We start from the raw sequence: 22,532 nt of genomic DNA, 5'->3' as shown, positions 1-22,532 counted from the left end.
TGGTAAGAACTCCGTTATTAGTACCCAAATTAGTAGTTTTCCCAGCTAACCTACCAATTCTTATCAAAAGAGCTTGTCAATAAATGCTTTTTAGTTTAGCACTCAAAGTAAAAGTTAAAGACAAGAGTTATAGCTCTCAGAGAGACTAGTAACCCACACTCAATTATATCATTAATCAAGCATTTTGGGCAAGCACTTCATTAAATTTTTCTTAAACAAAAAAAGGTCAATTAAAAGCAGATATAAAAAATATTTACTTTTTTTGTAGTGTTACAATAGATGTGAGACAAAGTAGAAAATCGCCATTAAATACCATCGTTATAAAGAAAATCTAAACATAAACTTGATATCGCTTTCTGATATTTGTCAGAATATTCCCATTCTGATGCATAATTGTAAGCTAGATAAAAAATATGAATTACCTATATTTTCTATACTAAAATCTGTATCAAAATACATTTATAACTTTGCAAACAAAAAAAGATTGCCCATTCGGACAACCTCTTTTCTACTATTTAATACAAATCTAGATAATTATCAACTTCCCATTGCGACACAAAGGTTGCATAGCTAGCCCACTCGATACGTTTGGCTTCAAGGAAGCTCGTATAGATGTGCTCACCTAGGGCAGCCTTGACTACTTCGTCCTCAGTCAAAGCTTTCAAAGCGTTATGAAGCGTTGATGGAAGGTCTGTGATTCCAGCTTCCTTACGCTCTTCTGCTGTCATGATGTAGATATTTTCTTCGATAGGAGCTGGTGCTTCGATTTTGTTTTCAATACCATGCAAACCAACTTCCAAAAGAACAGCCATAGCGATGTATGGGTTTGCCATTGGGTCCACTGAACGCAACTCAAGACGAGTTCCCATACCACGTGAAGCTGGTACACGCACAAGTGGCGAACGGTTACGACCAGCCCAAGCAATGTAAACAGGCGCTTCATAACCTGGAACCAAACGTTTGTATGAGTTAACTGTTGGGTTCATGATAGCAGTATAGTTGTAAGCATGCTTGATCAAACCACCAAGGAAATGGTAGGCTGTTTCAGACAACTGCATTCCCTTTGGATCGTTTGGATCAAAGAAGGCGTTATTCCCATTCTCATCAAACAAGGACATATTACAGTGCATACCTGATCCAGCAATACCAAATTTTGGTTTCGCCATAAAAGTTGCATAAAGACCGTGTTTACGAGCAATGGTTTTTACTACAAGCTTAAAGATTTGAATCTTATCACAGGCACGGAGGACTTCATCATACTTGAAGTCAATTTCATGTTGACCAACCGCAACCTCGTGGTGACTTGCTTCTACTTCAAATCCCATTTTAGTCAAGACATTCACAATCTCACGACGCGTATTGTCCGCAAGGTCAGTAGGCGCCAAATCAAAATAGCCACCCTTGTCATTCACTTCAAGTGTCGGGTCTCCATTTTCATCAAGTTTAAATAGGAAGAATTCTGGCTCTGGACCAAGGTTGAAAGATTTGAATCCTACTTCCTCCATGTGACGAAGAGCACGTTTGAGGTTGCCACGAGGGTCACCTGCAAATGGTTCACCTTCTGTTGTATAAACATCACAGATCAAACCTGCAACACTTCCGTTTTCATCTCCCCAAGGGAAGACTGTCCATGTATCCAAGTCTGGGTACAAGTACATATCTGATTCATTAATACGTACAAAACCTTCAATAGAAGATCCATCAAACATAGCTTTATTTGACAAGACCTTGTCTAACTGTTCATCTGTAGCAGGAATTTCGACGTTTTTCATGGTTCCCAGGATATCTGAAAACATGAGACGAATAAAGGTAACATTTTTTTCCTTGACTTCACGACGAATATCTGCAGCTGTGATTGGCATGGTTTTTCTCCTTAATATATGACTACTTGCGGTTGCCTAACCGCGACCAAAAGGTGACCGTACTGAAGCAAAGCGACCTTGTTGGAGGAGTTCATTATGAAGTGCGCGACGCACCTCCGTCTGACTCACCACTTTCTTGGACTTCGCCTCACGTTCAGCATATTTTTTCTTAATGGCAGCGATATTGTAGCCTTCAGAGATATAATCTTTGATCTCAAGCAAACGATCCATGTCATTCAACGAATACATGCGACGGTTTCCTTCGTTTCGATCAGGTTTAATCAACTCTTGATCTTCATAATAACGAATCTGACGCGCTGATAGATCGGTCAACTTCATCACACTACCGATAGGAAAAACAGCCATATTTCGGCGAAATTCTCTTTCCTTCATTTACAATTTCCTTCTTTCTGTCTATTATAGTCTAAAAAAATACATACGTCAATCGATAATGTTATAAAATGTAACATTATTTTTCTTTTTTCTCTAAAAGATTTCTGAAGCGATCAATATCATAATTTACGAGTATTGCCACAAAAACACCCATAAAAGTTTCAAATACACGAGCAAACACGTACAAAATCGTCTCTCCGCTCGGTATCGATAGGGTAATAATCAACATCGCCGAAACTCCGCCGATAACTCCCGCCTTGTTGTTCATGGCGACATTTGTCATAATGGTTAACATGGTGCAAATTGGCACAATCAGCAAGGTCACCCAAAAGGCTTCTTGAAATAAGGTATTTAACAGGAAAAAGACAAGAGCATAAAAACCTCCGATGCTATTTCCTAAGATACGTGAAGTTCCAAAATGGACGCTCTTATCAAAACTTTCTCGTAGACTGAAGACTGCTGTCAAAGCCCCAATTTGAAGCCCCTTCCAACCAAAAAATCCAAAAATCAAGAGAACTAAAAAAACAGCAATTCCGGTTTTAAAGGTTCGTAGACCAAGCTTGAACTGTGACTTATCAAATTTATATTTTTTAAAATAACCCATAATCTCAACTTTCTATTTCCATTTTATCATAATTTAGTTGATTTTATGAGCCAAAATCAATCGGAAACGTTTTTAATTCAAGCTACAAGAAAAAGAGGAAACAAAGTTCCTCTTTTCATCGTTTCATTTACGAAAGATTATTTTTCTGTAAGTGCAGCCAATCCTGGCAATACTTTACCTTCAAGGAGTTCCATTGATGCTCCACCACCAGTAGAGATCCATGAGAACTTGTCTGCGCGACCAAGGTTGATGGCTGCAGCAGCTGAGTCACCACCACCGATGATTGATTTCACGCCTGGTTGTTTCACGATAGCGTCCATCACACCGATTGTACCAGCTTGGAAGTCAGGGTTTTCAAATACACCCATAGGTCCGTTCCATACAACTGTTTTCGCACCAGTCAAGGCTTCGTCGAATTTAGCGATAGATTTAGGACCGATATCCAAACCAAGGAAGCCTGGATCTACTGCTTCACCTTCAGTATCTTTCACTTCAGTGTAGTCCGCAAAAGCATTTGCTTCTTTAGAGTCAACTGGCAAGATCAATTTGCCGTTTGCCTTTTCAAGAAGAGCTTTGGCAACATCCAATTTGTCTTCTTCTACAAGTGAGTTACCGATTTCGATACCTTGAGCTTTGTAGAATGTGTAAGTCATCCCACCACCGATAAGGACCTTATCAGCTTTTTCAAGCAAGTTTTCGATAACACCGATCTTGTCTGAAACTTTTGAACCACCAAGGATAGCCACGAATGGACGTTCTGGAGCTTCAACAGCTTCTTGGATGTAGGCAATTTCGTTTTCAAGAAGGAATCCAGCAACTGCTTTTTCAACGTTTGCTGAGATACCTACGTTAGATGCGTGTGCACGGTGAGCTGTACCGAATGCATCGTTTACGAAGATACCATCTCCAAGTGATGCCCAGTATTTTCCAAGTTCAGGATCGTTTTTAGACTCTTTCTTGCCGTCAACATCTTCGAAACGAGTGTTTTCAACCAAGAGAACTTGTCCATCTTCAAGAGCGTTGATTGCTGCTTCCAATTCAGCACCACGAGTTACACCTGGGATAAATTTAACTTCTTGTCCCAATTTAGTAGCCAAGTCAGCAGCTACAGGAGCAAGTGATTTACCAGCTTTGTCTGCTTCTTCTTTTACACGACCAAGGTGAGAGAAGAGGATAGCACGTCCACCTTGTTCAAGGATGTACTTGATAGTTGGAAGAGCTGCAGTGATACGGTTGTCGTTGGTAATCACGCCATCTTTAACAGGTACGTTGAAGTCAACACGAACGAGAACTTTTTTCCCTTTCAAGTCAACGTCTTTAACAGTCAATTTTGCCATTAGATATGACTCCTTCTTTTTTTATACGTGTTAATTATATCACAAAATCAACAAAAGAGATAGCAAAACCCTAAACTTTTCTTGTTCTTTCTTATAATTGAAACTAGCATTTTTTAAAATAAAAACTAGAAAAACCTTGTTAAATAACTGATTATTGAAAGAAAGACTAGCTCATTTACTCATTCTTTCACTGATTTCTACTAGTTAAAACAAGGTCTGACTGATTTGCCGTCAAACCTTGTTTTTTAGTTTTTATGAGAAAATTCAAGATTCGTAAATTCGATTAATCTTCTCTCTTCTTCCTAGCAAGCAAGCCGTAGCCACTCATTACTCCGAGGAGTCCCAGCGCTACTAGACTAGCATCTCTTGTCGCTCCCGTATTTGGAAGCTCTCTGCTTGTTTCTTCAACTTTTGCTGGTGTTGCTAAAAGCGCTTGATCCCTTGTTTGTGAGACTTGCTCTTCTTTCTTTCCTACTTCAACAATTTCTGGGATAGATTTCTTGAGAACCTCAGTTGAACGAAGGGTGTGATTACCTTGGGAATCAACTTCTACAAAGTGACGAACTTGGCCTTCAACTCCTGCTTGCACAACACGGCGTTGTCCTTTGAGAAGGGCTGAATTTGGTCGTTCCTGATGTTCGAAGGAAACTGTCCCCTCTTCAATTTCCAGTTTCGGAATTTCTAGAACTAAATCTTTCACACCTTCAGCTGGTTGGTTGCTCGATAGAACTTTTGTACCAACTTCGGTGATTTCTGGGATTGATTCCTTGACTAGCTCAGTCGAACGAAGGGTGCGTTTGCCCCGACCATCGACTTCTACAAAGCGACGGACTTGACCTTCAACTCCAACTTGCACAACACGGCGTTGTCCTTTGAGAAGTTCGGAGTTTGGTCGCTCTTGACGTTCAAAGGCTGTTGTTTCAGTTTCAACAACTAGTTCAGGAAGGGCTTCAACTGTCGGCGCTACTTCATTTGGATCCATGCTACCAACATGGTGGCTTTCTTCTGCAGGAGCTAGTTTCTTATTTAGCTTTTCTTTCATGTCCGCAAATGCTTGAGGAGTTGATGTTTGTGAAGATAATAAAGCTTCTGCTTGGGCAATCAACTCAGCTTGAGAATCTTTTTCACGAACTTTTGTCAACAAGCCTTCCAATTCTTCTCTAGCAGTTTGATAACGTTGATTTCCATCCAGGTCTGCTCCTGCTTGTTTCAACTCATTCAAAGCCTGGTTGACTTCTTCTTGGCTAGCATTGTGGTTTTCTGCTACTGCTTTCGCTGCATTGAGCTTCTCTACTAGTGCTGCTTGTTTGTCCTCACTTGAGAAGGAGTAGGCAAGGGTTGACTGACGGCCTTGGGCAGCAGTGATTTCTTGTTTGAGGTACTCATCGTTGACAGCTGCTTTTGGAGAAACCAAGACATCGAACTCAGCGGTGTGCCCCTTGTAATGCAAGGTCAAGGTCTGACGGCCAGTCTTTTGAGCATCGTAGCCTGTAATTTCAACACCTTGGTCCGTAAAGGCATGACTTTCTTCCGTCTCATCATCATAGAGAACGCCAAAGCGACCTTCTGCAAGATCCAGTTGCTCTCCTACTAAATAGTCCGTTTTCGGTTTCTGAGTAATGTACAATCCTGCTACTTCTTTCGGCTTCCCTTCATCTTGACCTGTCACTTGTACCTTCAAGTCACCAGTAACTGGAAGTCCAAGGTAGCTGACTGTGAGCTTCTGTTCCCCTTTTTGATGAGCATCGTAACCAGATACCGTCACACCTGAGTGAGTAAGGTTAATCAGTTCGTCGGCTTGCCCCCCTTCGTATTGAACACGGAGGGTTCCGCCTCTGAGGTCCAGTTTTTCTCCTTCTTTATAAACTGTCTTCTTAGGTCCTTTTTCAAGGCTAACAGATTTAATTTTTCTTTCATCCTGTGGAATCGCTACAGCCAAGGTGTTACTGATTTCTTTGTCAGGTAGTTGGGTACGATAGTAGAGGAGAGTTGGTTGCTTGTCAAAAGCCAATGGCGCTGTTGCCAAGTCGCCTCCAGTTTCAGACTTCAAAGTTGCAATCGGTGTTTGTGAATCTGCCTTGTCGTAAACGGTGATAGTTGCACCTGCTGGAACATCAGAGAAGCCAAGTTGAACTTGATGATTTCCAAGTGAACGGGCAGCTACCTTAGCCATTGGAATATTTTGACTTTCTGTATCTAGTGTTTCGTACATCTTCCAGTTATAGATGCGAATGGCTTTCCAAGGTGTTCCATTATCAGATGTAATGACATGCAAACGCCAGTCTTGGGCAGTGATTGGTTTATCCAGAGTGACATCTGTAACGTGCGCTTTATTGCCACGAACTTCCTTAGCTAGCTTCCACTCACCATCTGTATCCTTGTAGTAAAGATCAAAGTCCTTGGTGTTCATCAAACCATCGTTAACAGACTCACCACCAGCTCCCGCATGATCCATCACCCATCTAGCAACTCGGCGTGGTTGAGTCAAGCGAATATCCACACTACCGCTCAACTGAGCCGAAGACCACTTATCTGACAAGCTAGTAATGGTACCGTTCAACATACCTTCAATGCCTTCTCCACCTTCAGTATTTGGGAAAGTGCTACCGATAACTGTTGCCCCTGGAACAATATTTTCAGCTAAATGTCTTGGGAGAGTCGTATCCTGAACTGTCATCCCCCAGTTAAAGGATGCCGTCGCCGCTTCAGAACGAAGTCCATTTTTACCTACTGCAACGACTTTCAATTCCTGAGTCCTACCAGTTGCATTAGCAGAACGGCTAACTTTTGGCAAGTAGATGGTTGAAGCAGATGAACCTGTCAACAAACGCCAGTTATCCCCATCTTTTTCGTAGACTTCATAGAAATCCGCATCTTGGTTACCCGAAAACTGGACCACCGCTTCAGCTTCTTGGGCATTCTTGAGAGATTGTTTCACCACAGAAAGTCCCGTCGGCGCTTGTGGTGCTTGGTGATTGTCTGAAATTGTTAATTGACCTAGGTTGAACTGATAATCTTTTACTGCTCCTTCATGCTCAAAGAAGAGTTTAACTGCATAGATGGTTTTTCCAGCTAGTGAGCTGAGGTCAAATTCTTCATTTGTCCAGTTGTCAGAAAGAGTCAGTTCTTTCCATGCCTCTGCATCCTCAAATTTGTAGTCTGGTGTTGTAGAGAAAGCCATATAAACTTTAGAACCTTTTCCTCCCTTGTGGGCAACACGAAATTTGGTGTTTTCGGTCACTTCTAGTTTGGTAGAATACAAATTCACATCCTGGTCTGTCTTGCCAGCTACCTCACCTGAGAATTTAAGGGAGTTCCCACCATTATAGGCATCTGTAAAGTCATATTCTGCACGAAGTTTTTCCCCCGTTGAAGTCTGCCACCAGCGCCATGTTGGCAAGACACCTGAAACCGAACGGTAGTTCCACTCAGAATCCTTAGAAACTTTACCGTCAACAAACCATTTTCTACCATGACCTGTATTAAAAGAGGTAGTGAAGGTGCGTCCTACTGCTGGTGTGCGGTCAGCAACCAAATTGGCAATTCCATACCACTCTTTATCCGCTGGTTTTTGAGCCGTTGGATCTCCTTGGTAGCCTGTGAAGAAGATATCTTCATTCTTATGGTAGTCTTCGCCTGTTTTTCCTAGACTGGTAATCGTATCTGGTGCAAAGAGTCCAAGTGACAAACGCAACTTACCTTTTTCATCTAAAAGAGCATCCCAGTTGACCTTGGTCTTATAAGAGCCACCTTGTTGCAATTCTAAGCCTGCAAAGACATCATATTGGCTACGTTCCAGCCATTTTGCCATTTCTACAGAGTGGTCATTCTTTTCCTTGTTCCAGTTAAAATTGGCAAAAAATTGATCTGCAGGGACCTTGTCACCTTCTTTTTGCATAAACTGGTAGTTGTAGTCTCCCAAGCCATCTTCGTGGTATCGACCGTATTTGTAGGTCATGGCATCGTACCAAGCATACTTGATTGGGTGGTTGACCTTAGCTGCATATTCCTTTGTATAGAGCATGAATTGGCGCATTTTTTCACCAAGAGGTGCTACCAATTCCCCCGTTGTTTCTTGGTTGATGAAATAGCCATCAAAGCCATAGTACTTAGCGAGATCAACGAGTTTACGTGCAATCGGGAAGGTACCATCTGCATCTTGTTTCAAGGCAGCGGCAAATTTCTCTTGGTCAGCAATACTGTTTGACCAGTTGAAGAAAAGTGTTCCATAAACGGGAACTCCGTTGCGGTGGCCTGCATCAATGACATCTGGAGTTGGAACTAGGCCTTCCCAGAAGACCATTGAATCCAGGTATTGCCAGTAGTCAAAAGCGTAGGCCTTGAATTCTTCTCCACCAACAGAAGCGTGGTCTTTGCCCTTTGAGTTGGTGTTTGCTAGCGCCTGAACCTTGGCTCTTCTGCTTGCTTTTTCGTTAACCAACTGGCCTCTATGGCGCTTGGCGAGTTCAACTGATGAACGGTTAATGGGATCATCCTCACGCGCACCCGGTTCCCATTTCAACAAATCCTCCCAAGTATCAAATTTGATTTCTTTTGGTCGGAGACTCTTTTCTTCATTTTTAGGAACGTCTGCTAGAGTCGGTTTGTCGGCTTTCTTCTCAGCCACTTGAGGAGCTTCCTCTGGTTTGACTTCTTCTTTTTCAGTTGGTTGAGCAGGTTTTTCAGTTTTATCTGTCGGAGTTGGCTTTGCTTCTTCTTTTTCATTAACCAAATCCGTTATTGCTGGAGTGTTTTCTGAAATTGGTTGCTCAGCTACTTTGTTCTCTATTTCCGATAATTGTTTTTCGATAGCTGCAGTATCTGGATTAGTTGTCTCACTAGTACTTGTAGCTTGAGCGCTCGTGTTTGCGGCTGTTTCAGGGACAGCGACTTGTTCCGCAAGAGCTGGGCTCGCAAATAGAGCTGAACCAATCATCAAGGAGCAAGCCCCAATTGACAGCTTACGAATACTGTAACGGCAACGTTTTTCAAAAAATAGATCTTTCATCTTATCCTCCTAATAGAACAAAAAAGTAACTGTTCCCACAATCAAGCACCAGAACAGGATTATCTTCATTTTATCTTATATGAAAGCGATGTCAATCTATTTTACGCATAAACTATAACTAGGATAAAAAACAGTTAAATTTGGATATAATCCTTGCAGACATTTATACTTGAGGTAAGAACTCTATTTAAGGAAGAAATTTAAAAAAGTTAGCGATTTCTTACTAAAATATTAAGAAAACACTTGTTGGATTTCCTATTATCCTTTAAAATAGAATAGGAGAAATTCCGTTATTATTTTTCGGAGGAAAAAGAAATGTCCATTAATTGGCAGGAAATTTTATTTCACTTTTTAGGAGGTCTAGGACTGTTTTTATATAGTATCAAGACCATGGGAGACGGTTTGCAACAAGCTGCTGGAGATCGCCTTCGTTTTTACATTGACAAGTACACCAGCAATCCCTTCTTCGGTGTGCTGGTTGGTATCGGTATGACGGCGCTGATTCAATCAAGTTCTGGTGTTACAGTCATTACAGTGGGACTTGTCAGTGCAGGACTTTTGACCTTGCGTCAGGCTATCGGTATTGTCATGGGTGCCAATATTGGAACCACCGTTACATCCTTTATCATCGGTTTTAAGCTAGGAGATTACGCCTTACCTATGCTCTTTATCGGAGCAGTTTGTCTCTTCTTCACCAAGAATCGCTCCATCAATAACATTGGACGGATTATCTTTGGTGTAGGAGGTATCTTCTTCGCTCTCAATCTTATGAGCGGTGCAATGGAACCCCTAAAAGACCTGCAAGTCTTTAGAGACTACATGGTTGAACTAAGTAAGAGTCCTATTCTAGGTGTCTTTGTCGGAACTGGACTGACCCTACTCATTCAGGCTTCATCCGCAACTATCGGTATCTTACAGAACCTGTACGCAAGTGGTTTGATTGACCTACAAGGTGCCCTACCGGTCTTGTTTGGTGATAATATCGGGACGACCATTACAGCCATCATTGCTTCTCTTGGAGCCAATATCGCTGCCAAACGTGTTGCCGGTGCCCACGTTGCCTTTAATGTGATTGGTACGGTTATCTGTATTGTCTTCCTTGTACCTTTCACTGGCTTGATTCAATGGTTTGAATCTGCACTCAATCTAGCTCCAGAAATGACCATTGCCTTTGCCCACGGAACCTTTAATATTACAAATACCATTATCCAGTTCCCATTCATCGGCGCCTTGGCTTACATTGTTACCAAGCTCATTCCTGGTGAAGATGAAGTTGTTAAATACGAGGCTCTCTACTTGGATGAACAACTCATCAAACAGGCGCCTTCTATCGCTCTAGGAAATGCCAAAAAAGAACTTCTTCACTTGGGGAACTATGCTGCAAAAGCTTTTGACCTTTCTTATAGCTATATCATCGGTTTGGATGAAAAGGTAGCTGAAAAAGGGCACAAGACAGAGGAAGCCATCAACACCATCGATGAAAAACTCACTCGTTACCTCATCAGACTCTCAAGCGAATCCTTGAGCCAAAAGGAAAGCGAAGTGTTGACTAACATTCTGGATTCATCTCGTGATTTGGAACGGATTGGAGACCACGCAGAAGGGTTAATCAACCTAACAGACTATCTCCAACGCAAGAATGTTCAGTTCTCTGAGGCCGCTTTGGAAGAGCTAGCTACGATTTATCACGCTACCACTGAGTTCATCAAAGATGCCCTTGATAGTGTGGAAAACAATGATATTGAAAAAGCTCAAAGGCTGATTGAACGTCATAAAGAAATCAACAATATGGAACGCGTTCTCAGAAAGACCCACATCAAACGCCTTAACAAGGGCGAATGTTCAACACAAGCTGGGGTCAACTTCATCGATATCATTTCCCACTATACTCGTGTATCTGACCACGCTATGAATCTAGCTGAAAAGGTTATCGCTGAACAAATCTAATAAACAAAAAGCTATCCTAAATGGGATGGCTTTTTCGTCTCCTCATCAAGAATGTTTTTTCTGACATATAAAAATGCTTTGATTCACAGTGTAATCAAAGCATCTTAAAGAGTTCACCAAACATGATAGCAGAAACTGCAGTGCCTCTGTACTTGGCTTCTTCTCTTTTGATAAAACGCGCCAAGTTGATCAATTCAGGTGCTGGGTGTTTGGGATTGGTGAGCAATTCACGGGTGACCAGTCCTGAGAGACGGACTGCTAGTAATTGCTCATTTGTAGTTGGTAGTTTTTTAGCAGTCTCTAGGAGAGCAGCAACTAAATCTTCACTCAAGCCCTGACGGGCATGGTTATAGAGATCTTTTATAAGGCTTTCTAGATTTGGTTCTGCCATCCTGACCACCTCCCTTATGTTTAATAATTTTTAATCAAATCAACCGTTGAGCGATTCAATTTTTTCACCAAGGCTTGCAAGAAAGCTTGAGCTTCTAGGAAGTCATCCATAGCGTAGAGGGTTTGGTGAGAATGGATATAACGAGCGCAGACACCGATAGTTGTAGATGGGACACCACCATTTTTCAGATGAGCTGCTCCAGCGTCTGTTCCGCCTTTTCCACAGTAGTATTGGTACTTGATGCCAGCTTCTTCAGCCGTTGTCAAAAGGAAATCCTTCATACCTGGGAGGAGCAAGTGACCTGGATCGTAGAAGCGAATCAAGGTTCCATCCCCAATCTTGCCTTGGCCACCATAAACATCACCAGCAGGTGAACAGTCAACAGCTAGGAAAACTTCTGGATCAAACTTAGTTGTAGATGTATGAGCACCACGCAGACCAACCTCTTCTTGGACATTGGCACCAAGATAGAGTTCATTTCCGAGTTTTTGACCTGAAAGGGCTTCTGCTAGCTCGCTAACCATGAGAACCCCGTAGCGGTTGTCCCAAGCTTTTGAGATGATATTCTTTTCATTGGCTGTAAGAATTGCGCTACTATCAGGGACAATCGTGTCACCAGGACGGATGCCAAAACTTTCTGCCTCAGCCTTGTCTGCAAAACCACCATCAAAAACGATATCCGAGATAGCAGGCATGGTTGGTCCGCCCTTTCCACGTGTCAAATGTGGAGGAACAGAACCTGAGATTACAGGAATTTCACGACCGTCACGAGTAAAGAGTTTGAAACGTTGGCTGCTGACTACCATTGGATTCCAACCACCAATTTCAACGACACGGAAGGTACCATCTGGCTTAATCTCACTGACCATAAAACCAACTTCGTCCATGTGAGAAGCGACTAAGACGCGTGGTGCATCCGTAGCTTCTGAATGCTTGATACCAAAAATACCACCCAAGCCATCTGTCACTACTTCATCCACGTGCGGTGTCAACTTTTCACGAAGATAAGTCCGGACAGGCGCTTCATGACCTGAGATCGCAGCAAGCTCTGTTACTTCTTTGATTTTTGAAAATAATGTTGTCATATCAGTTCCTTCTTTCTGTCCTCCATTTTACCACTTTTTATAGGAGAAGGATAGTGGGAAGGTGGATTGGTTTTTACTCATTTTTTCCAATAAAAGAGAGGGGCAGATGTAATTTCAGGAATTTTTCTTTCTTTTTACATTAAATTGTCAGAAAATTTATTGACAGATTAAAAAAATCGTGTTACATTTATATCCGCAGGTATCTTTCGATACCAAATCTACACGAAAGGACGGGGTATGAAACTCTCTCATTATTTAACTGGCTTACTTCTACTCCTAGTCTTTCTTTCCATCACCATTGGAACCAGTGATTTTTCTTGGGAAAAATTCTTTGCTTTTGACCAACAGACTTGGCTTCTCTTTCAAGAGTCGCGTCTTCCAAGAACCATCAGCATTCTCCTTGCAGCCTCTAGTATGAGCATGGCAGGACTCCTCATGCAGACCATTACTCAAAATCAATTTGCTGCTCCGAGTACAGTCGGAACGACAGAAGCCGCCAAACTGGGAATGGTGTTAAGCCTCTTTGTCTTTCCGTCTGCGAGTCTGACCCAAAAGATGCTCTTTGCATTTGGCTCATCCATCTTATTTACCCTCTTCTTCCTGGCCTTTATGACTATTTTTTCTGTAAAGGAAAGGTGGATGTTGCCCTTGATCGGGATCATCTATAGTGGGATTATTGGTTCTATCACAGAAGTTATCGCCTATCGTTTCAATCTGGTTCAGAGTATGACGGCCTGGACCCAGGGCTCCTTCTCCATGATTCAGACCCATCAGTATGAGTGGCTCTTCTTAGGCCTCATTATCCTGATAGCCGTTTGGAAATTATCCCAAACCTTTACCATCATGAATCTGGGCAAGGAAACCAGTGAGAGTTTGGGAATTTCCTACTCCCTGCTTGAAAAGCTGGCCCTCTTTCTAGTGGCGCTAACGACAAGTGTCACCATGATTACCGTAGGTGCCTTGCCCTTTCTCGGGGTCATCGTTCCCAATCTAGTCCGCAAGCGCTATGGAGATAATTTGAGTCAAACCAAACTCATCGTCGCACTGGTCGGCGCCAATCTGGTTCTGGCCTGCGACATCCTCTCTCGAGTCTTGATTCGGCCCTATGAACTGTCTGTCAGTCTCCTACTAGGAATCATCGGCAGCCTCGTCTTTATCCTACTTCTATGGAGAGGGGGACAAAAGGATGCATCTTAAAAGCAAACATACCAAGCTCTTCTGCCTTCTCATTATTCTGGCCATCGGAGCTTGTCTTCTCTACTTTTGGCCCATCACCCAGCTGTCTGCCTTTGCCTGGAAGCTGCGTTCCCAAAAAATCATCGTTTATCTCTTGGTAGCCATCGCGACAGGGATTTCGACCATTAGTTTTCAAACCCTGACGGAAAATCGCTTTCTGACGCCAAGTATTTTGGGAATCGAATCCTTCTATGTTTTGTTGCAAACCCTGCTACTGATATTTGAAAGCAAATTTCTACAGCTTGGAAAGTCTCCTATCTTAGAATTTCTAGTCTTGCTTCTTGTCCAATCTCTCTTCTTTCTTGCCTTACAAGGTTACTTGAAGACACTGATGAAGCAAAATCTGGTCTTCATTCTGCTAATCTGCCTAGCCCTCGGAAGTCTCTTTCGAAATATCAGTACATTCCTCCAAGTCCTGATGGATCCAAACGAATACGATAAACTGCAGAACAGTCTTTTTGCTTCCTTTCAACATCTCAACACTTCCATCCTAGCCATCGGTTCTCTGATCATCCTCGCTTTGACAATCTTTTTCTTTCGAAAAGCAGTCGTTCTGGATGTCTTGCATCTGCAAAGAGAAACGGCTCAGATACTGGGACTCGATGTTGAAAAAGAACAGAGAGAACTCCTCTGGGGCATCGTGCTCTTGACCTCAACAGCCACTGCCTTGGTAGGGCCTATGGCCTTCTTCGGCTTTATGCTAGCCAATCTCACCTACCTAATCGTCAAAGATTATCGGCACAAGTTGCTCTTTATCGTAGCCATTCTAATTGGATTTATTAGTTTGACCTTGGGGCAAGCCCTCATCGAACGAGTCTTTGCTTTGGAAATTCGCATCAGCATGATCATCGAGAGTGTGGGTGGCTTCTTATTCTTTATCTTACTATATAGGAGGGCGCGTCGGTGAAACTGGAAAACATTGACAAATCCATTCAAAAACAGGATATTTTGCAAGACATTTCGCTTGAAGTCAGTCCTCATAAACTGACAGCCTTTATTGGTCCAAATGGTGCTGGAAAATCAACTCTCCTCTCCATTATGAGCAGACTAACCAAGAAGGATCAGGGAATTCTCAGCATCAAAGGTCGTGAAATCGAGAGTTGGAATTCGCAAGAACTAGCAAAAGAACTCACCATCCTAAAGCAAAAGATTAATTACCAAGCCAAATTGACCGTTGAAGAATTAGTCAGCTTTGGACGTTTTCCCTACAGCCGTGGTCGACTGAAGGTAGAAGACTGGGAAAAAATCCGAGAAACTCTGGACTATCTAGATCTGACCAACCTAAAAGATCGCTACATCGATAGCCTGTCTGGTGGACAGCTCCAACGTGTCTTTATCGCCATGGTACTAGCCCAGGATACAGACTTTATCTTGCTAGACGAACCGCTCAATAATCTCGATATCAAGCAAAGCGTCAGCATGATGCAGATTCTCAAGCGACTGGTGGAGGAACTAGGGAAGACCATAATCATCGTCCTCCACGATATCAACATGGCCAGTCAGTATGCAGATGAAATTGTTGCCTTTAAAGACGGCCAAGTCTTTTGCAAGGGAACGACTACTCAAATCATGCAGGCTGACCTGCTCAGTCAACTCTATGAGATTCCCATTACGCTGGCGGATATCAATGGCAAAAAGATCTGTATCTATAGCTAGCCATTCTGAACTCATGTTAGAGAACCCTCTGTCTCTTAGCTAACAAGCCTATCTAAGAGCCCCTTACATCGTTATCACATTTTAAAAAGGAGAAATCATGAAAACATCCCTTAAACTTTATCTCACTGCCCTAGTGGCTAACTTCTTGCTCCTACTTGGTGCATGTAGTACAAATACAAACTCAAGCACTAGCCAGACAGAGACAAGTAGCTCTGCTCCAACAGAGATAACCATTAAAAGTTCACTAGACGAGGTCAAACTTTCAAAGGTTCCTGAAAAGATTGTGACCTTTGATCTCGGTGCTGCGGATACTATTCGCGCTTTAGGTTTTGAAAAGAATATCGTCGGAATGCCTACAAAAACTGTTCCGACTTACCTAAAAGATCTTGCAGGAAATGTCAACAATGTGGGTTCCATGGTTGAGCCAGACCTAGAAGCTATTGCTGCTCTTGAACCAGATCTAATTATTGCTTCTCCACGTACCCAAAAATTCGTAGACAAGTTCAAAGAAATTGCTCCAACTGTGCTCTTCCAAGCAAGTAAGGACGACTACTGGACTTCTACCAAGGCTAATATCGAATCCTTAGCAAGCGCCTTCGGCGAAACTGGTACACAGAAAGCCAAGGAAGAATTAGCCAACCTAGACAAGAGCATCCAAGAAGTCGCAACTAAAAACGAAAGTTCTGACAAAAAAGCCCTTGCTATCCTCCTCAATGAAGGAAAAATGGCTGCCTTTGGTGCCCAATCTCGTTTCTCTTTCTTGTACCAAACCTTGAAATTTAAGCCAACTGATACTCAATTTGAAGACTCACGCCACGGACAGGAAGTCAGCTTTGAAAGTGTCAAAGAAATCAATCCCGACATCCTCTTTGTCATCAACCGTACCCTTGCCATCGGCGGTGACAACTCAAGCAACGACGGCGTCCTAGAAAATGCCCTTATCGCTGAAACCCCTGCCGCTAAAAACGGTAAAATTATCCAACTAACACCAGACCTCTGGTATCTAAGTGGTGGCGGACTTGAATCAACTAAACTCATGATTGAAGACGCTCAAAAAGCTTTGAAATAACAAGAAAACCCAACATCAAATGATGTTGGGTTATTTTTCTTCTCGATTCCGTTTGAGGGAAAAGTGATCTGGTACGGGATCCTTACCTGTTTTCGACCAGGGATGGCAACGTAAAATCCGAGCCAAGCCCATCAGAACCCCCTTAAAGCCATGCTTTTCAATAGCCTGAATCATGTAGTTGGAACAAGTCGGCTCAAAACGACAAGAGGGTGGAAAGGCTGGTGAGATAAAGCGTTGGTAAAAGCGTACTGGCGCTATTAAGATTCGTTTCATTATTTCTTGGTTACAGCCATGGTGTGTAGTTGGCTGATTTCTTTTTTATTGAGGCGACGCGATTCGCCTGGACGAAGACCTGTCAAGTCTAAGTGTCCAAAACGTGTCCGTGACAACTTATCCACTTGAAGACCGACGGCTTCAAACATCTTTTTAACCTGATGGTTGCGTCCTTCATGGATGGTCAACTGCACTACTGAACGATTTTTGACTGGATCCACTTTGAGAATCTCATAGACAGCAGGCTTGGTTTTCTTGCCATCAATCTCAAGACCACGGGTTAAGGGACGGAGATTTTCTTTATTGGCCACACCTTTAACACGCGCGACATAGACCTTGTCTATCTCATTACGGGGGTGAATCATTTCATCCGTAAAATCCCCATCATTGGTCAAAATCAAGACTCCTGATGTATCCCAGTCCAAACGTCCCACAGGGTAGATGCGCTCTTTGACATTGGGCAAGAGGTCAACAACAGTCTTGCGGCCCTTATCATCTGTCACACTGGAAATCACTCCACGTGGTTTGTTAAGCAGATAGTAGACCTTTTCTTCGTTGTAGATGGGTTGACCTTCCACTTCGACTTTGTCGCCTGACTTAATAGTCGTTGCGAGTTCACGCACCACTTGGCCGTTGACCGTCACCAAGCCTTGCTTGATCAGCTCCTCTGCTTTTCTCCTACTGGCCACACCTGCGTGGGCAATATACTTATTGATTCTCATCTTCTTCTATCCTTTCACCAAATAATTGGCTTTCTTGAGCCTGAATCTCAAGCTCATCAATCACTGGCAGTTCTTCCAAATGGTTAATTCCCATGTAATCTAGGAAATAATCCGTAGTCACATAGAGGTTGGGGCGACCCAACACTTCTTTTTTCCCGTCTTCTCGTATCAAGTCAAAGGCCTGCAACTTTGCCAAAGCCCCACTCGAATTGACCCCACGGATAGCATCAATTTCTATCCGCGTAATCGGCTGCTTGTAGGCAATGATGGACAAGGTCTCAAGGGCAGCCCGAGATAAACTCTGGTTGATGGGGGCCTTGGAATATTCCTTCAAAATCGCTGCAAATTGAGGCTTGGTCACCAATCTGTAAGCGCCCCCTGTCTCAATCAGGGACAAGCTCGACTCTTGGTCTTTTTCATACTTTTGGGCTAATTTTTCTAAACTCTGCTGGATGCCTGTCGGGGGAAGCGATAGGAGTTCAGCCAACTGACGGACTCGAATCCCATCTTCACCTGCTACAAACAAGAGCGCTTCTATTTCTGCTAAAGTACTCATCTTTCCTCTCTATCAAGTCTAGCTTTGTGCCTCTTGACTTTCTTCCTTCTTTTCCATGAGATAGATATCTCCGAAACTCTCCTCTTGTACGAGGATCAGTTCCTGGGTTTTGATTAACTCTAAGGTCGCCAAAAAGAGGGTAATGACCTCTTGAACATTCTGGGCTTCCTTGAACAAATCCTGCAAACGCAACTGGTCTCGTCCAGTCAAGGACTCTTTTACAATGCCCATCATATCCTCAATCTTATACTCATCCCGCAAGATGGTCGTGTGATTCTGAGCGAATTCCTCTTTTTTCTTGGCTAGAATATTTGAAAAAGCCAAAAAGAGGTCAATGGTCGTCTTGTCATGTACAAGCTCCGCATCCTCGTAAATCAACTCTGTTGGCGCTTTGGAATAGTACTGGGCCCGATCTTGGTGCTTAGCCTCCAAGTGCTCACCCAAGAGCTTGAACTTGCGGTATTCTTCGATTTGAGAGAGAAGGTCCTGCTCCAGGTCATCCTCCAAGTCTGTCACTTCTGCTACCTTTGGCAAGAGCTTGCGACTCTTGATCAGCATCAGCTGACTAGCCATGACCATATACTCGCCCGTCACTTCCAGACGCATGGCCTGCAGGGTTGAGACATAGGCTAGGTACTGTTCGATGACTTCTGTGATAGGCACATCGTAGATATCCATCTGGTACTTTGAGACTAGGTGCAAGAGCAGGTCCAGGGGCCCTTCAAAATCTTTTAATTTAATATCCATTATCTATATTTTTCTAAGGTCAGGACTGTTTTTAATCCTAATTTTTTTGCAATTTCGTAAAAATCGACCTTGTTTTCTATTTGTCTTAGAATGAACTGTTCCCGCAAGGCTTGGGCTGATAAGGTTGGGAAACCTTTCTCCTTGACAAAGGACTCTAGCTGACGAAAGGCCCACTGACGAGAATAAGTTTTCCTACCCCTTTCAAAGAGATAGGTCTGCCCCATCAAGGGTTCTAGCTCTGGAATCAAGGTCCTAGGAATGGCTACAATCCTCTGTTGGGAAGCCTTGCTGATTCTCAACACTTGAAAATCCAGATTGATATCCGTAACCTTGAGAGCTAAAATCTCACTTGGTAAGAGCCCTATTTCCAAGATAAGAAGCGCCAGCAAGCGTCCTTCTGGATAATTACTTTCCTGCCAAAAAGAGTCTAGGTCTAGAATCTCTGGTTTCTCAGTCTTCTTTTCAGCTTGCTTGGCTAATTCCAGACGGTAAAAACTGTCCACTTCTCCTTTTTGATAGAGAAAGTAGAGAAATTGGTTACAGGCCGAAAGTTTTCGCTTCTGAGCGCTGATTTTTAGATTGGCTAGCTGAGCTTGGTAAATCTTGAGACTGGTCTCAGAGATCCGTTCCCCTACCATGTCTAAAAACTGCTCCAGATCATACTTATAAGATTGCTTTGAATTGGCAGACAATCCCTGCTTTTTCTCTAAAAAGTCTGAAATCCTATCTCTCATTTGCATCGAATCTCATATTCCTTACTAAAGTCATGCAAAAGGGCATTGACGGCCTTGAGGATGGACTTGCGCGTGATGATTCCTTGGAAAATTCCTTCATCATCTACGACTGGCAAGAAAGGTTCATCTACCAGTTTATGGAGGACTTCAGTGATGTTATAGTCTGGAGCGACGACTGCCACATCTGTCTTGGTCATATTGACGATATCTGTTGTTGCCATCTGCTCATCTGTCAAACCTTGCTCCATTTGATAAGCCAAAATGTCTCTCAGACCAATGGTTCCGACAAAGCGTTTGTCAAAGGTCACAACAGGGATACGGGTATAGGTGATTTGGCTCAGCACCAAAATTGCATGGTCAGCGTTATGGGTATCAATCAAGGCTGCTAGATTCTCAGCAGGGGTAAGAAAAGTTTCTTCCTGCTCCAGTAAAAATGCTTCAAATTCCTTGGCAATCATCGAGCAAACTCCTTGGATAAGCCTGGATAAATCTCATGATCACGTGTCAAAAAGTCTACTTTGAAATAGCTGTCATCAATCTCCACACGAGCATAGAGGCATTCTCTGATGGTTCCTCGTGGCTGGCTGATGGAGCCTGGATTGAGAAAGAGTGTTTTGCCTTCCATCCAAGCATTAGGCACATGCAAGTGACCATAGAGACAGATATCGGCATCTTCTTCCTGAGCCCAGTAGTCCAACTTTTGAAAGTTGAAATTGATGTCAAACAAGTGTCCATGCGTCTGGATGATCTTAGTGGGACCAAGTTGAGTCACCAACCGTTCTGGGTAGCCAGCATAAAAGTCCATATTTCCTTTGACGACATGAATGCCTTCCCAGAGCGGAGAGTCTGGACGGAGTTCTGAGTCACCATCGTGAAAAATGGCATCAACTTTCCCCAGATAACGATCACGAATTTCTTCCACAATCAAGCTATCGCCATGGGAATCACTCATTACAATGATGGTTTGCTTTGCCATGATGGAAATACCTCCAAAAGTTTCTTAACGGCTAAGGCACGGTGGGATTGGCTATTTTTTTCTTCAAGGGTTAATTCAGCTGCTGACTTACCTGTCTCTCCCACAAGGAAGAGCGGATCATAACCAAAGCCATTTTCACCCTTGGGTTCAAAGTTGATATAACCTGGCCAGTCAGCTTCAACCACCAAGCTTTCCTTGTTTGGACTAGCTACGACTAGGGTTGTGTGGAATTGAGCCGAACGGTCCTTGAGTTCAAAGACCATGGCCAATTCGTGCAAGAGTTTGGCATTGTTTTCACGGTCGGTTGCTCCCACACCTGCAAAACGGGCTGACCAGACTCCTGGCAAACCGCCGAGGACATCGACTTTGAGACCTGAGTCATCTGCTAGCACCATCTTGCCTGTTAATTGGGAAATGGTTTCTGCTTTGAGGCGGGCATTTTCTTCAAAGGTCATACCTGTTTCAGCTACTTCAGGCAAATCTGGATAGTCATTGAGATTTTCCACATCGTAGCCTAACTTGTCAAAGATAGCTCGGAATTCCTTGGTCTTTCCTTCGTTACGAGTCGCAATGAGCAGAGTTTCTCTGACCTTGCTAGTTTCAAAGAAGGTTTCCACTTCAACTCCTTCTTTAGGCAATTCGACATGCAAAAGCTGTCCATTTTCAATCAAGAGCAGGGCACCCTGACGTTGGATGACTTCTAGATTGCGGCCTGCTTCAGCATTTAAAATCTCAACGATAAAGGAGAGCAGACGGAAGTTAGAAGACCAGCGCATCACCGTTATCGTAATCGGAAAGCCATTTTCCTCGTCACGAAAAATCCGCGCTAAATCCATAAAATCAAGCTCGAGAGAATCTTTGATAAGGCTATAGATGCCTCCATAGACATCCCAGACACCGACATACCAGTCCTGGTCATCCTTGTATTCATAAATTTTATTTGTCATAATGTTACATGCTCCACATGAATCTCTTTTTCCAGCCATTCTTCCCCAATCTGGGCAAAACTTTGGCTACTGGCTGTTGTGTAAAAACGATGTTGAAGAGGCCCCGCATCTCGGCTACGATTGATTTCAAAATAGTTCAGTAAAACCGAGATATCCCGTACACACTCTGCCCCACTATCGATGAGTTTTACATCTGGTCCCATGACATTTTGGATGATGGGGCGAAGGAGCGGGTAATGGGTACAACCCAGAATCAAGCTATCCACCTTGCCGACCAAGGGACGCAGGGTTTCATAAACCACTTTCTTGGTTACACTAGTTGATAAGGCACCAGATTCAACCAAGGGGGCAAACTTGGGACAGGCCAAACTTTCCACCTGTAAGTCTGGATCCAAATCATGGATTTTCTGACGGTAGATGTCTGATTGTACCGTCATGGGAGTTCCAATCACCCCGATTTTCCCACCTTGACTGGACTTGATAGCTGCCGAAGCTCCTGGCAAAATCACACCTAGAACGGGAATGTCTAGTTTGGCCTTGATTTCTTCCCAGACGACCGCAGTCGCAGTATTACAAGCAATGACAATCATCTTGACATCCTTGGTCAAGAGAAAGTTGACCAACTGCCAAGTATATTCACGAATTTGCTCAGCAGGGCGGGGACCATAGGGTGCCCGTGCCGAATCTCCAATATAGACGATTTCTTCATGGGGAAGCTGGCGCATGAGCTCACGAACAACAGTCAAGCCCCCGACACCCGAATCCAAAAAACCAATTGGTCGATTATCCATACAGTCTTCTTTCTAGTCTTTTTTCTGATTGATAGTTCATCATGATTCCTTGTCCTGAACGATCGGATAGACAGCTTGATAAAATGTCAACTTCCTCTCTCTTAATCATAATCAAATATCAATAGAATGCAAGGAAAAAGTCTTATCATTGAGAACTATTGAACATAGTGAGAAGTCTGGAACTTTCATCCCAGACTT

Annotated in this window: 21 protein-coding genes; 5 read left to right on the top strand and 16 right to left on the bottom strand. The window is 43.2% G+C overall.

Annotated elements, in window-relative coordinates:
- Positions 1-515 precede the first annotated feature (515 nt).
- From glnA to GOM47_RS01765, 5 genes are all read right to left on the bottom strand, one after another.
- Positions 516-1,862, bottom strand: coding sequence for a type I glutamate--ammonia ligase (gene glnA / locus GOM47_RS01785; RefSeq protein ID WP_042902032.1), 1,347 nt, complete (start codon positions 1,860-1,862; stop codon positions 516-518).
- A gap of 36 nt (positions 1,863-1,898) precedes the next feature.
- Positions 1,899-2,255, bottom strand: a complete 357-nt coding sequence (gene glnR / locus GOM47_RS01780) for a transcriptional repressor GlnR (protein WP_000664336.1) — start codon at positions 2,253-2,255, stop codon at positions 1,899-1,901.
- Between the two features lie 76 nt (positions 2,256-2,331).
- Positions 2,332-2,859: an FUSC family protein gene (locus GOM47_RS01775; protein WP_235080878.1), complete on the bottom strand. Its 528-nt coding sequence runs from the start codon at positions 2,857-2,859 to the stop codon at positions 2,332-2,334.
- Positions 2,860-2,996: 137 nt separating this feature from the next.
- Positions 2,997-4,196 carry a phosphoglycerate kinase gene (locus tag GOM47_RS01770; protein ID WP_235080877.1) on the bottom strand — a complete coding sequence of 400 codons (1,200 nt, stop codon included), beginning with the start codon at positions 4,194-4,196 and terminating at the stop codon, positions 2,997-2,999.
- A 283-nt stretch (positions 4,197-4,479) separates the two neighbouring features.
- Positions 4,480-9,204, bottom strand: a complete 4,725-nt coding sequence (locus tag GOM47_RS01765; protein ID WP_235080876.1) for an endo-beta-N-acetylglucosaminidase — start codon at positions 9,202-9,204, stop codon at positions 4,480-4,482.
- A 315-nt stretch (positions 9,205-9,519) separates the two neighbouring features.
- Between GOM47_RS01765 and GOM47_RS01760 the strand changes: the two genes are divergently transcribed.
- Positions 9,520-11,151 carry a Na/Pi cotransporter family protein gene (locus GOM47_RS01760; protein WP_235080875.1) on the top strand — a complete coding sequence of 544 codons (1,632 nt, stop codon included), beginning with the start codon at positions 9,520-9,522 and terminating at the stop codon, positions 11,149-11,151.
- A gap of 94 nt (positions 11,152-11,245) precedes the next feature.
- On the opposite strand, the gene GOM47_RS01755 is transcribed toward GOM47_RS01760, so the two are convergent.
- Positions 11,246-11,542 (bottom strand): bacteriocin immunity protein, encoded by a 297-nt coding sequence (locus GOM47_RS01755; protein ID WP_000840142.1) that lies wholly within the window; start codon positions 11,540-11,542, stop codon positions 11,246-11,248.
- 20 nt (positions 11,543-11,562) lie between these two features.
- Positions 11,563-12,627, bottom strand: coding sequence for a glutamyl aminopeptidase (gene pepA / locus GOM47_RS01750; RefSeq protein WP_235080874.1), 1,065 nt, complete (start codon positions 12,625-12,627; stop codon positions 11,563-11,565).
- A gap of 237 nt (positions 12,628-12,864) precedes the next feature.
- Between pepA and GOM47_RS01745 the strand changes: the two genes are divergently transcribed.
- The 4 genes from GOM47_RS01745 to GOM47_RS01730 all read left to right on the top strand — a co-directional run bounded on the left by GOM47_RS01745 (position 12,865) and on the right by GOM47_RS01730 (position 16,588).
- A complete protein-coding gene (locus GOM47_RS01745; RefSeq protein ID WP_235080873.1) occupies positions 12,865-13,824 on the top strand; it encodes an ABC transporter permease in 960 nt (319 codons plus the stop codon).
- Entirely contained in the window at positions 13,814-14,770 is a 957-nt protein-coding gene (locus GOM47_RS01740; protein WP_235080872.1) for an iron chelate uptake ABC transporter family permease subunit, read from the top strand. Before GOM47_RS01745 ends, GOM47_RS01740 begins: the two co-directional genes overlap by 11 nt.
- On the top strand, positions 14,767-15,519 hold the full coding sequence (locus GOM47_RS01735; RefSeq protein ID WP_235080871.1) for an ABC transporter ATP-binding protein: 753 nt from the start codon (positions 14,767-14,769) through the stop codon (positions 15,517-15,519). The genes GOM47_RS01740 and GOM47_RS01735 overlap by 4 nt, the downstream gene beginning before the upstream one ends.
- A 97-nt stretch (positions 15,520-15,616) precedes the next feature.
- Positions 15,617-16,588 carry a siderophore ABC transporter substrate-binding protein gene (locus GOM47_RS01730; protein WP_235080870.1) on the top strand — a complete coding sequence of 324 codons (972 nt, stop codon included), beginning with the start codon at positions 15,617-15,619 and terminating at the stop codon, positions 16,586-16,588.
- Positions 16,589-16,618: 30 nt separating this feature from the next.
- On the opposite strand, the gene yidD is transcribed toward GOM47_RS01730, so the two are convergent.
- From yidD to racE, 9 genes are read right to left on the bottom strand one after another with little or no spacing between them, the layout of a single operon-like run.
- Positions 16,619-16,861 (bottom strand): membrane protein insertion efficiency factor YidD, encoded by a 243-nt coding sequence (yidD, locus tag GOM47_RS01725; protein WP_050391058.1) that lies wholly within the window; start codon positions 16,859-16,861, stop codon positions 16,619-16,621.
- Positions 16,861-17,583, bottom strand: coding sequence for a pseudouridine synthase (locus tag GOM47_RS01720; protein ID WP_001222230.1), 723 nt, complete (start codon positions 17,581-17,583; stop codon positions 16,861-16,863). The genes yidD and GOM47_RS01720 overlap by 1 nt, the downstream gene beginning before the upstream one ends.
- Positions 17,570-18,139: an SMC-Scp complex subunit ScpB gene (gene scpB / locus GOM47_RS01715; protein ID WP_000105288.1), complete on the bottom strand. Its 570-nt coding sequence runs from the start codon at positions 18,137-18,139 to the stop codon at positions 17,570-17,572. The genes GOM47_RS01720 and scpB overlap by 14 nt, the downstream gene beginning before the upstream one ends.
- Positions 18,140-18,157: 18 nt before the next feature.
- Complete coding sequence (locus GOM47_RS01710; protein WP_000351883.1) at positions 18,158-18,886, bottom strand: segregation/condensation protein A; 729 nt, start codon at positions 18,884-18,886, stop codon at positions 18,158-18,160.
- A complete protein-coding gene (gene xerD, locus GOM47_RS01705; RefSeq protein ID WP_321159577.1) occupies positions 18,886-19,620 on the bottom strand; it encodes a site-specific tyrosine recombinase XerD in 735 nt (244 codons plus the stop codon). The genes GOM47_RS01710 and xerD overlap by 1 nt, the downstream gene beginning before the upstream one ends.
- Positions 19,617-20,078: a cyclic-di-AMP-binding protein CbpB gene (gene cbpB, locus GOM47_RS01700; RefSeq protein WP_000560696.1), complete on the bottom strand. Its 462-nt coding sequence runs from the start codon at positions 20,076-20,078 to the stop codon at positions 19,617-19,619. The genes xerD and cbpB overlap by 4 nt, the downstream gene beginning before the upstream one ends.
- The gene (locus GOM47_RS01695) at positions 20,075-20,596 is read right to left on the bottom strand and encodes a metallophosphoesterase (protein WP_001118938.1); all 522 of its coding nucleotides are present in this window, start codon (positions 20,594-20,596) and stop codon (positions 20,075-20,077) included. The genes cbpB and GOM47_RS01695 overlap by 4 nt, the downstream gene beginning before the upstream one ends.
- A complete protein-coding gene (locus GOM47_RS01690; RefSeq protein WP_000182437.1) occupies positions 20,572-21,543 on the bottom strand; it encodes a nucleoside-triphosphate diphosphatase in 972 nt (323 codons plus the stop codon). Before GOM47_RS01690 ends, GOM47_RS01695 begins: the two co-directional genes overlap by 25 nt.
- Complete coding sequence (gene racE / locus GOM47_RS01685) at positions 21,540-22,334, bottom strand: glutamate racemase (RefSeq protein WP_000370363.1); 795 nt, start codon at positions 22,332-22,334, stop codon at positions 21,540-21,542. Before racE ends, GOM47_RS01690 begins: the two co-directional genes overlap by 4 nt.
- Positions 22,335-22,532: the final 198 nt, after the last annotated feature.

The sequence above is a fragment of the Streptococcus oralis genome, from assembly GCF_021497945.1.
In the GTDB taxonomy this organism is placed as follows: Bacteria; Bacillota; Bacilli; order Lactobacillales; family Streptococcaceae; genus Streptococcus; species Streptococcus oralis_BR.
This window is presented reverse-complemented; position numbering and strand designations above follow the sequence as displayed.

Excerpts from the sequence above, each read along its gene's own strand:
- glnA (WP_042902032.1), bottom strand. The coding sequence starts at position 1,862 with ATGCCAATCACAGCTGCAGATATTCGTCGTGAAGTCAAGGAAAAAAAT.
- glnR (WP_000664336.1), bottom strand. The coding sequence starts at position 2,255 with ATGAAGGAAAGAGAATTTCGCCGAAATATGGCTGTTTTTCCTATCGGT.
- GOM47_RS01775 (WP_235080878.1), bottom strand. The coding sequence starts at position 2,859 with ATGGGTTATTTTAAAAAATATAAATTTGATAAGTCACAGTTCAAGCTT.
- GOM47_RS01770 (WP_235080877.1), bottom strand. The coding sequence starts at position 4,196 with ATGGCAAAATTGACTGTTAAAGACGTTGACTTGAAAGGGAAAAAAGTT.
- GOM47_RS01765 (WP_235080876.1), bottom strand. The coding sequence starts at position 9,204 with ATGAAAGATCTATTTTTTGAAAAACGTTGCCGTTACAGTATTCGTAAG.
- GOM47_RS01760 (WP_235080875.1), top strand. The coding sequence starts at position 9,520 with ATGTCCATTAATTGGCAGGAAATTTTATTTCACTTTTTAGGAGGTCTA.
- GOM47_RS01755 (WP_000840142.1), bottom strand. The coding sequence starts at position 11,542 with ATGGCAGAACCAAATCTAGAAAGCCTTATAAAAGATCTCTATAACCAT.
- pepA (WP_235080874.1), bottom strand. The coding sequence starts at position 12,627 with ATGACAACATTATTTTCAAAAATCAAAGAAGTAACAGAGCTTGCTGCG.
- GOM47_RS01745 (WP_235080873.1), top strand. The coding sequence starts at position 12,865 with ATGAAACTCTCTCATTATTTAACTGGCTTACTTCTACTCCTAGTCTTT.
- GOM47_RS01740 (WP_235080872.1), top strand. The coding sequence starts at position 13,814 with ATGCATCTTAAAAGCAAACATACCAAGCTCTTCTGCCTTCTCATTATT.
- GOM47_RS01730 (WP_235080870.1), top strand. The coding sequence starts at position 15,617 with ATGAAAACATCCCTTAAACTTTATCTCACTGCCCTAGTGGCTAACTTC.
- yidD (WP_050391058.1), bottom strand. The coding sequence starts at position 16,861 with ATGAAACGAATCTTAATAGCGCCAGTACGCTTTTACCAACGCTTTATC.
- GOM47_RS01720 (WP_001222230.1), bottom strand. The coding sequence starts at position 17,583 with ATGAGAATCAATAAGTATATTGCCCACGCAGGTGTGGCCAGTAGGAGA.
- scpB (WP_000105288.1), bottom strand. The coding sequence starts at position 18,139 with ATGAGTACTTTAGCAGAAATAGAAGCGCTCTTGTTTGTAGCAGGTGAA.
- GOM47_RS01710 (WP_000351883.1), bottom strand. The coding sequence starts at position 18,886 with ATGGATATTAAATTAAAAGATTTTGAAGGGCCCCTGGACCTGCTCTTG.
- xerD (WP_321159577.1), bottom strand. The coding sequence starts at position 19,620 with ATGAGAGATAGGATTTCAGACTTTTTAGAGAAAAAGCAGGGATTGTCT.
- cbpB (WP_000560696.1), bottom strand. The coding sequence starts at position 20,078 with ATGATTGCCAAGGAATTTGAAGCATTTTTACTGGAGCAGGAAGAAACT.
- GOM47_RS01695 (WP_001118938.1), bottom strand. The coding sequence starts at position 20,596 with ATGGCAAAGCAAACCATCATTGTAATGAGTGATTCCCATGGCGATAGC.
- GOM47_RS01690 (WP_000182437.1), bottom strand. The coding sequence starts at position 21,543 with ATGACAAATAAAATTTATGAATACAAGGATGACCAGGACTGGTATGTC.
- racE (WP_000370363.1), bottom strand. The coding sequence starts at position 22,334 with ATGGATAATCGACCAATTGGTTTTTTGGATTCGGGTGTCGGGGGCTTG.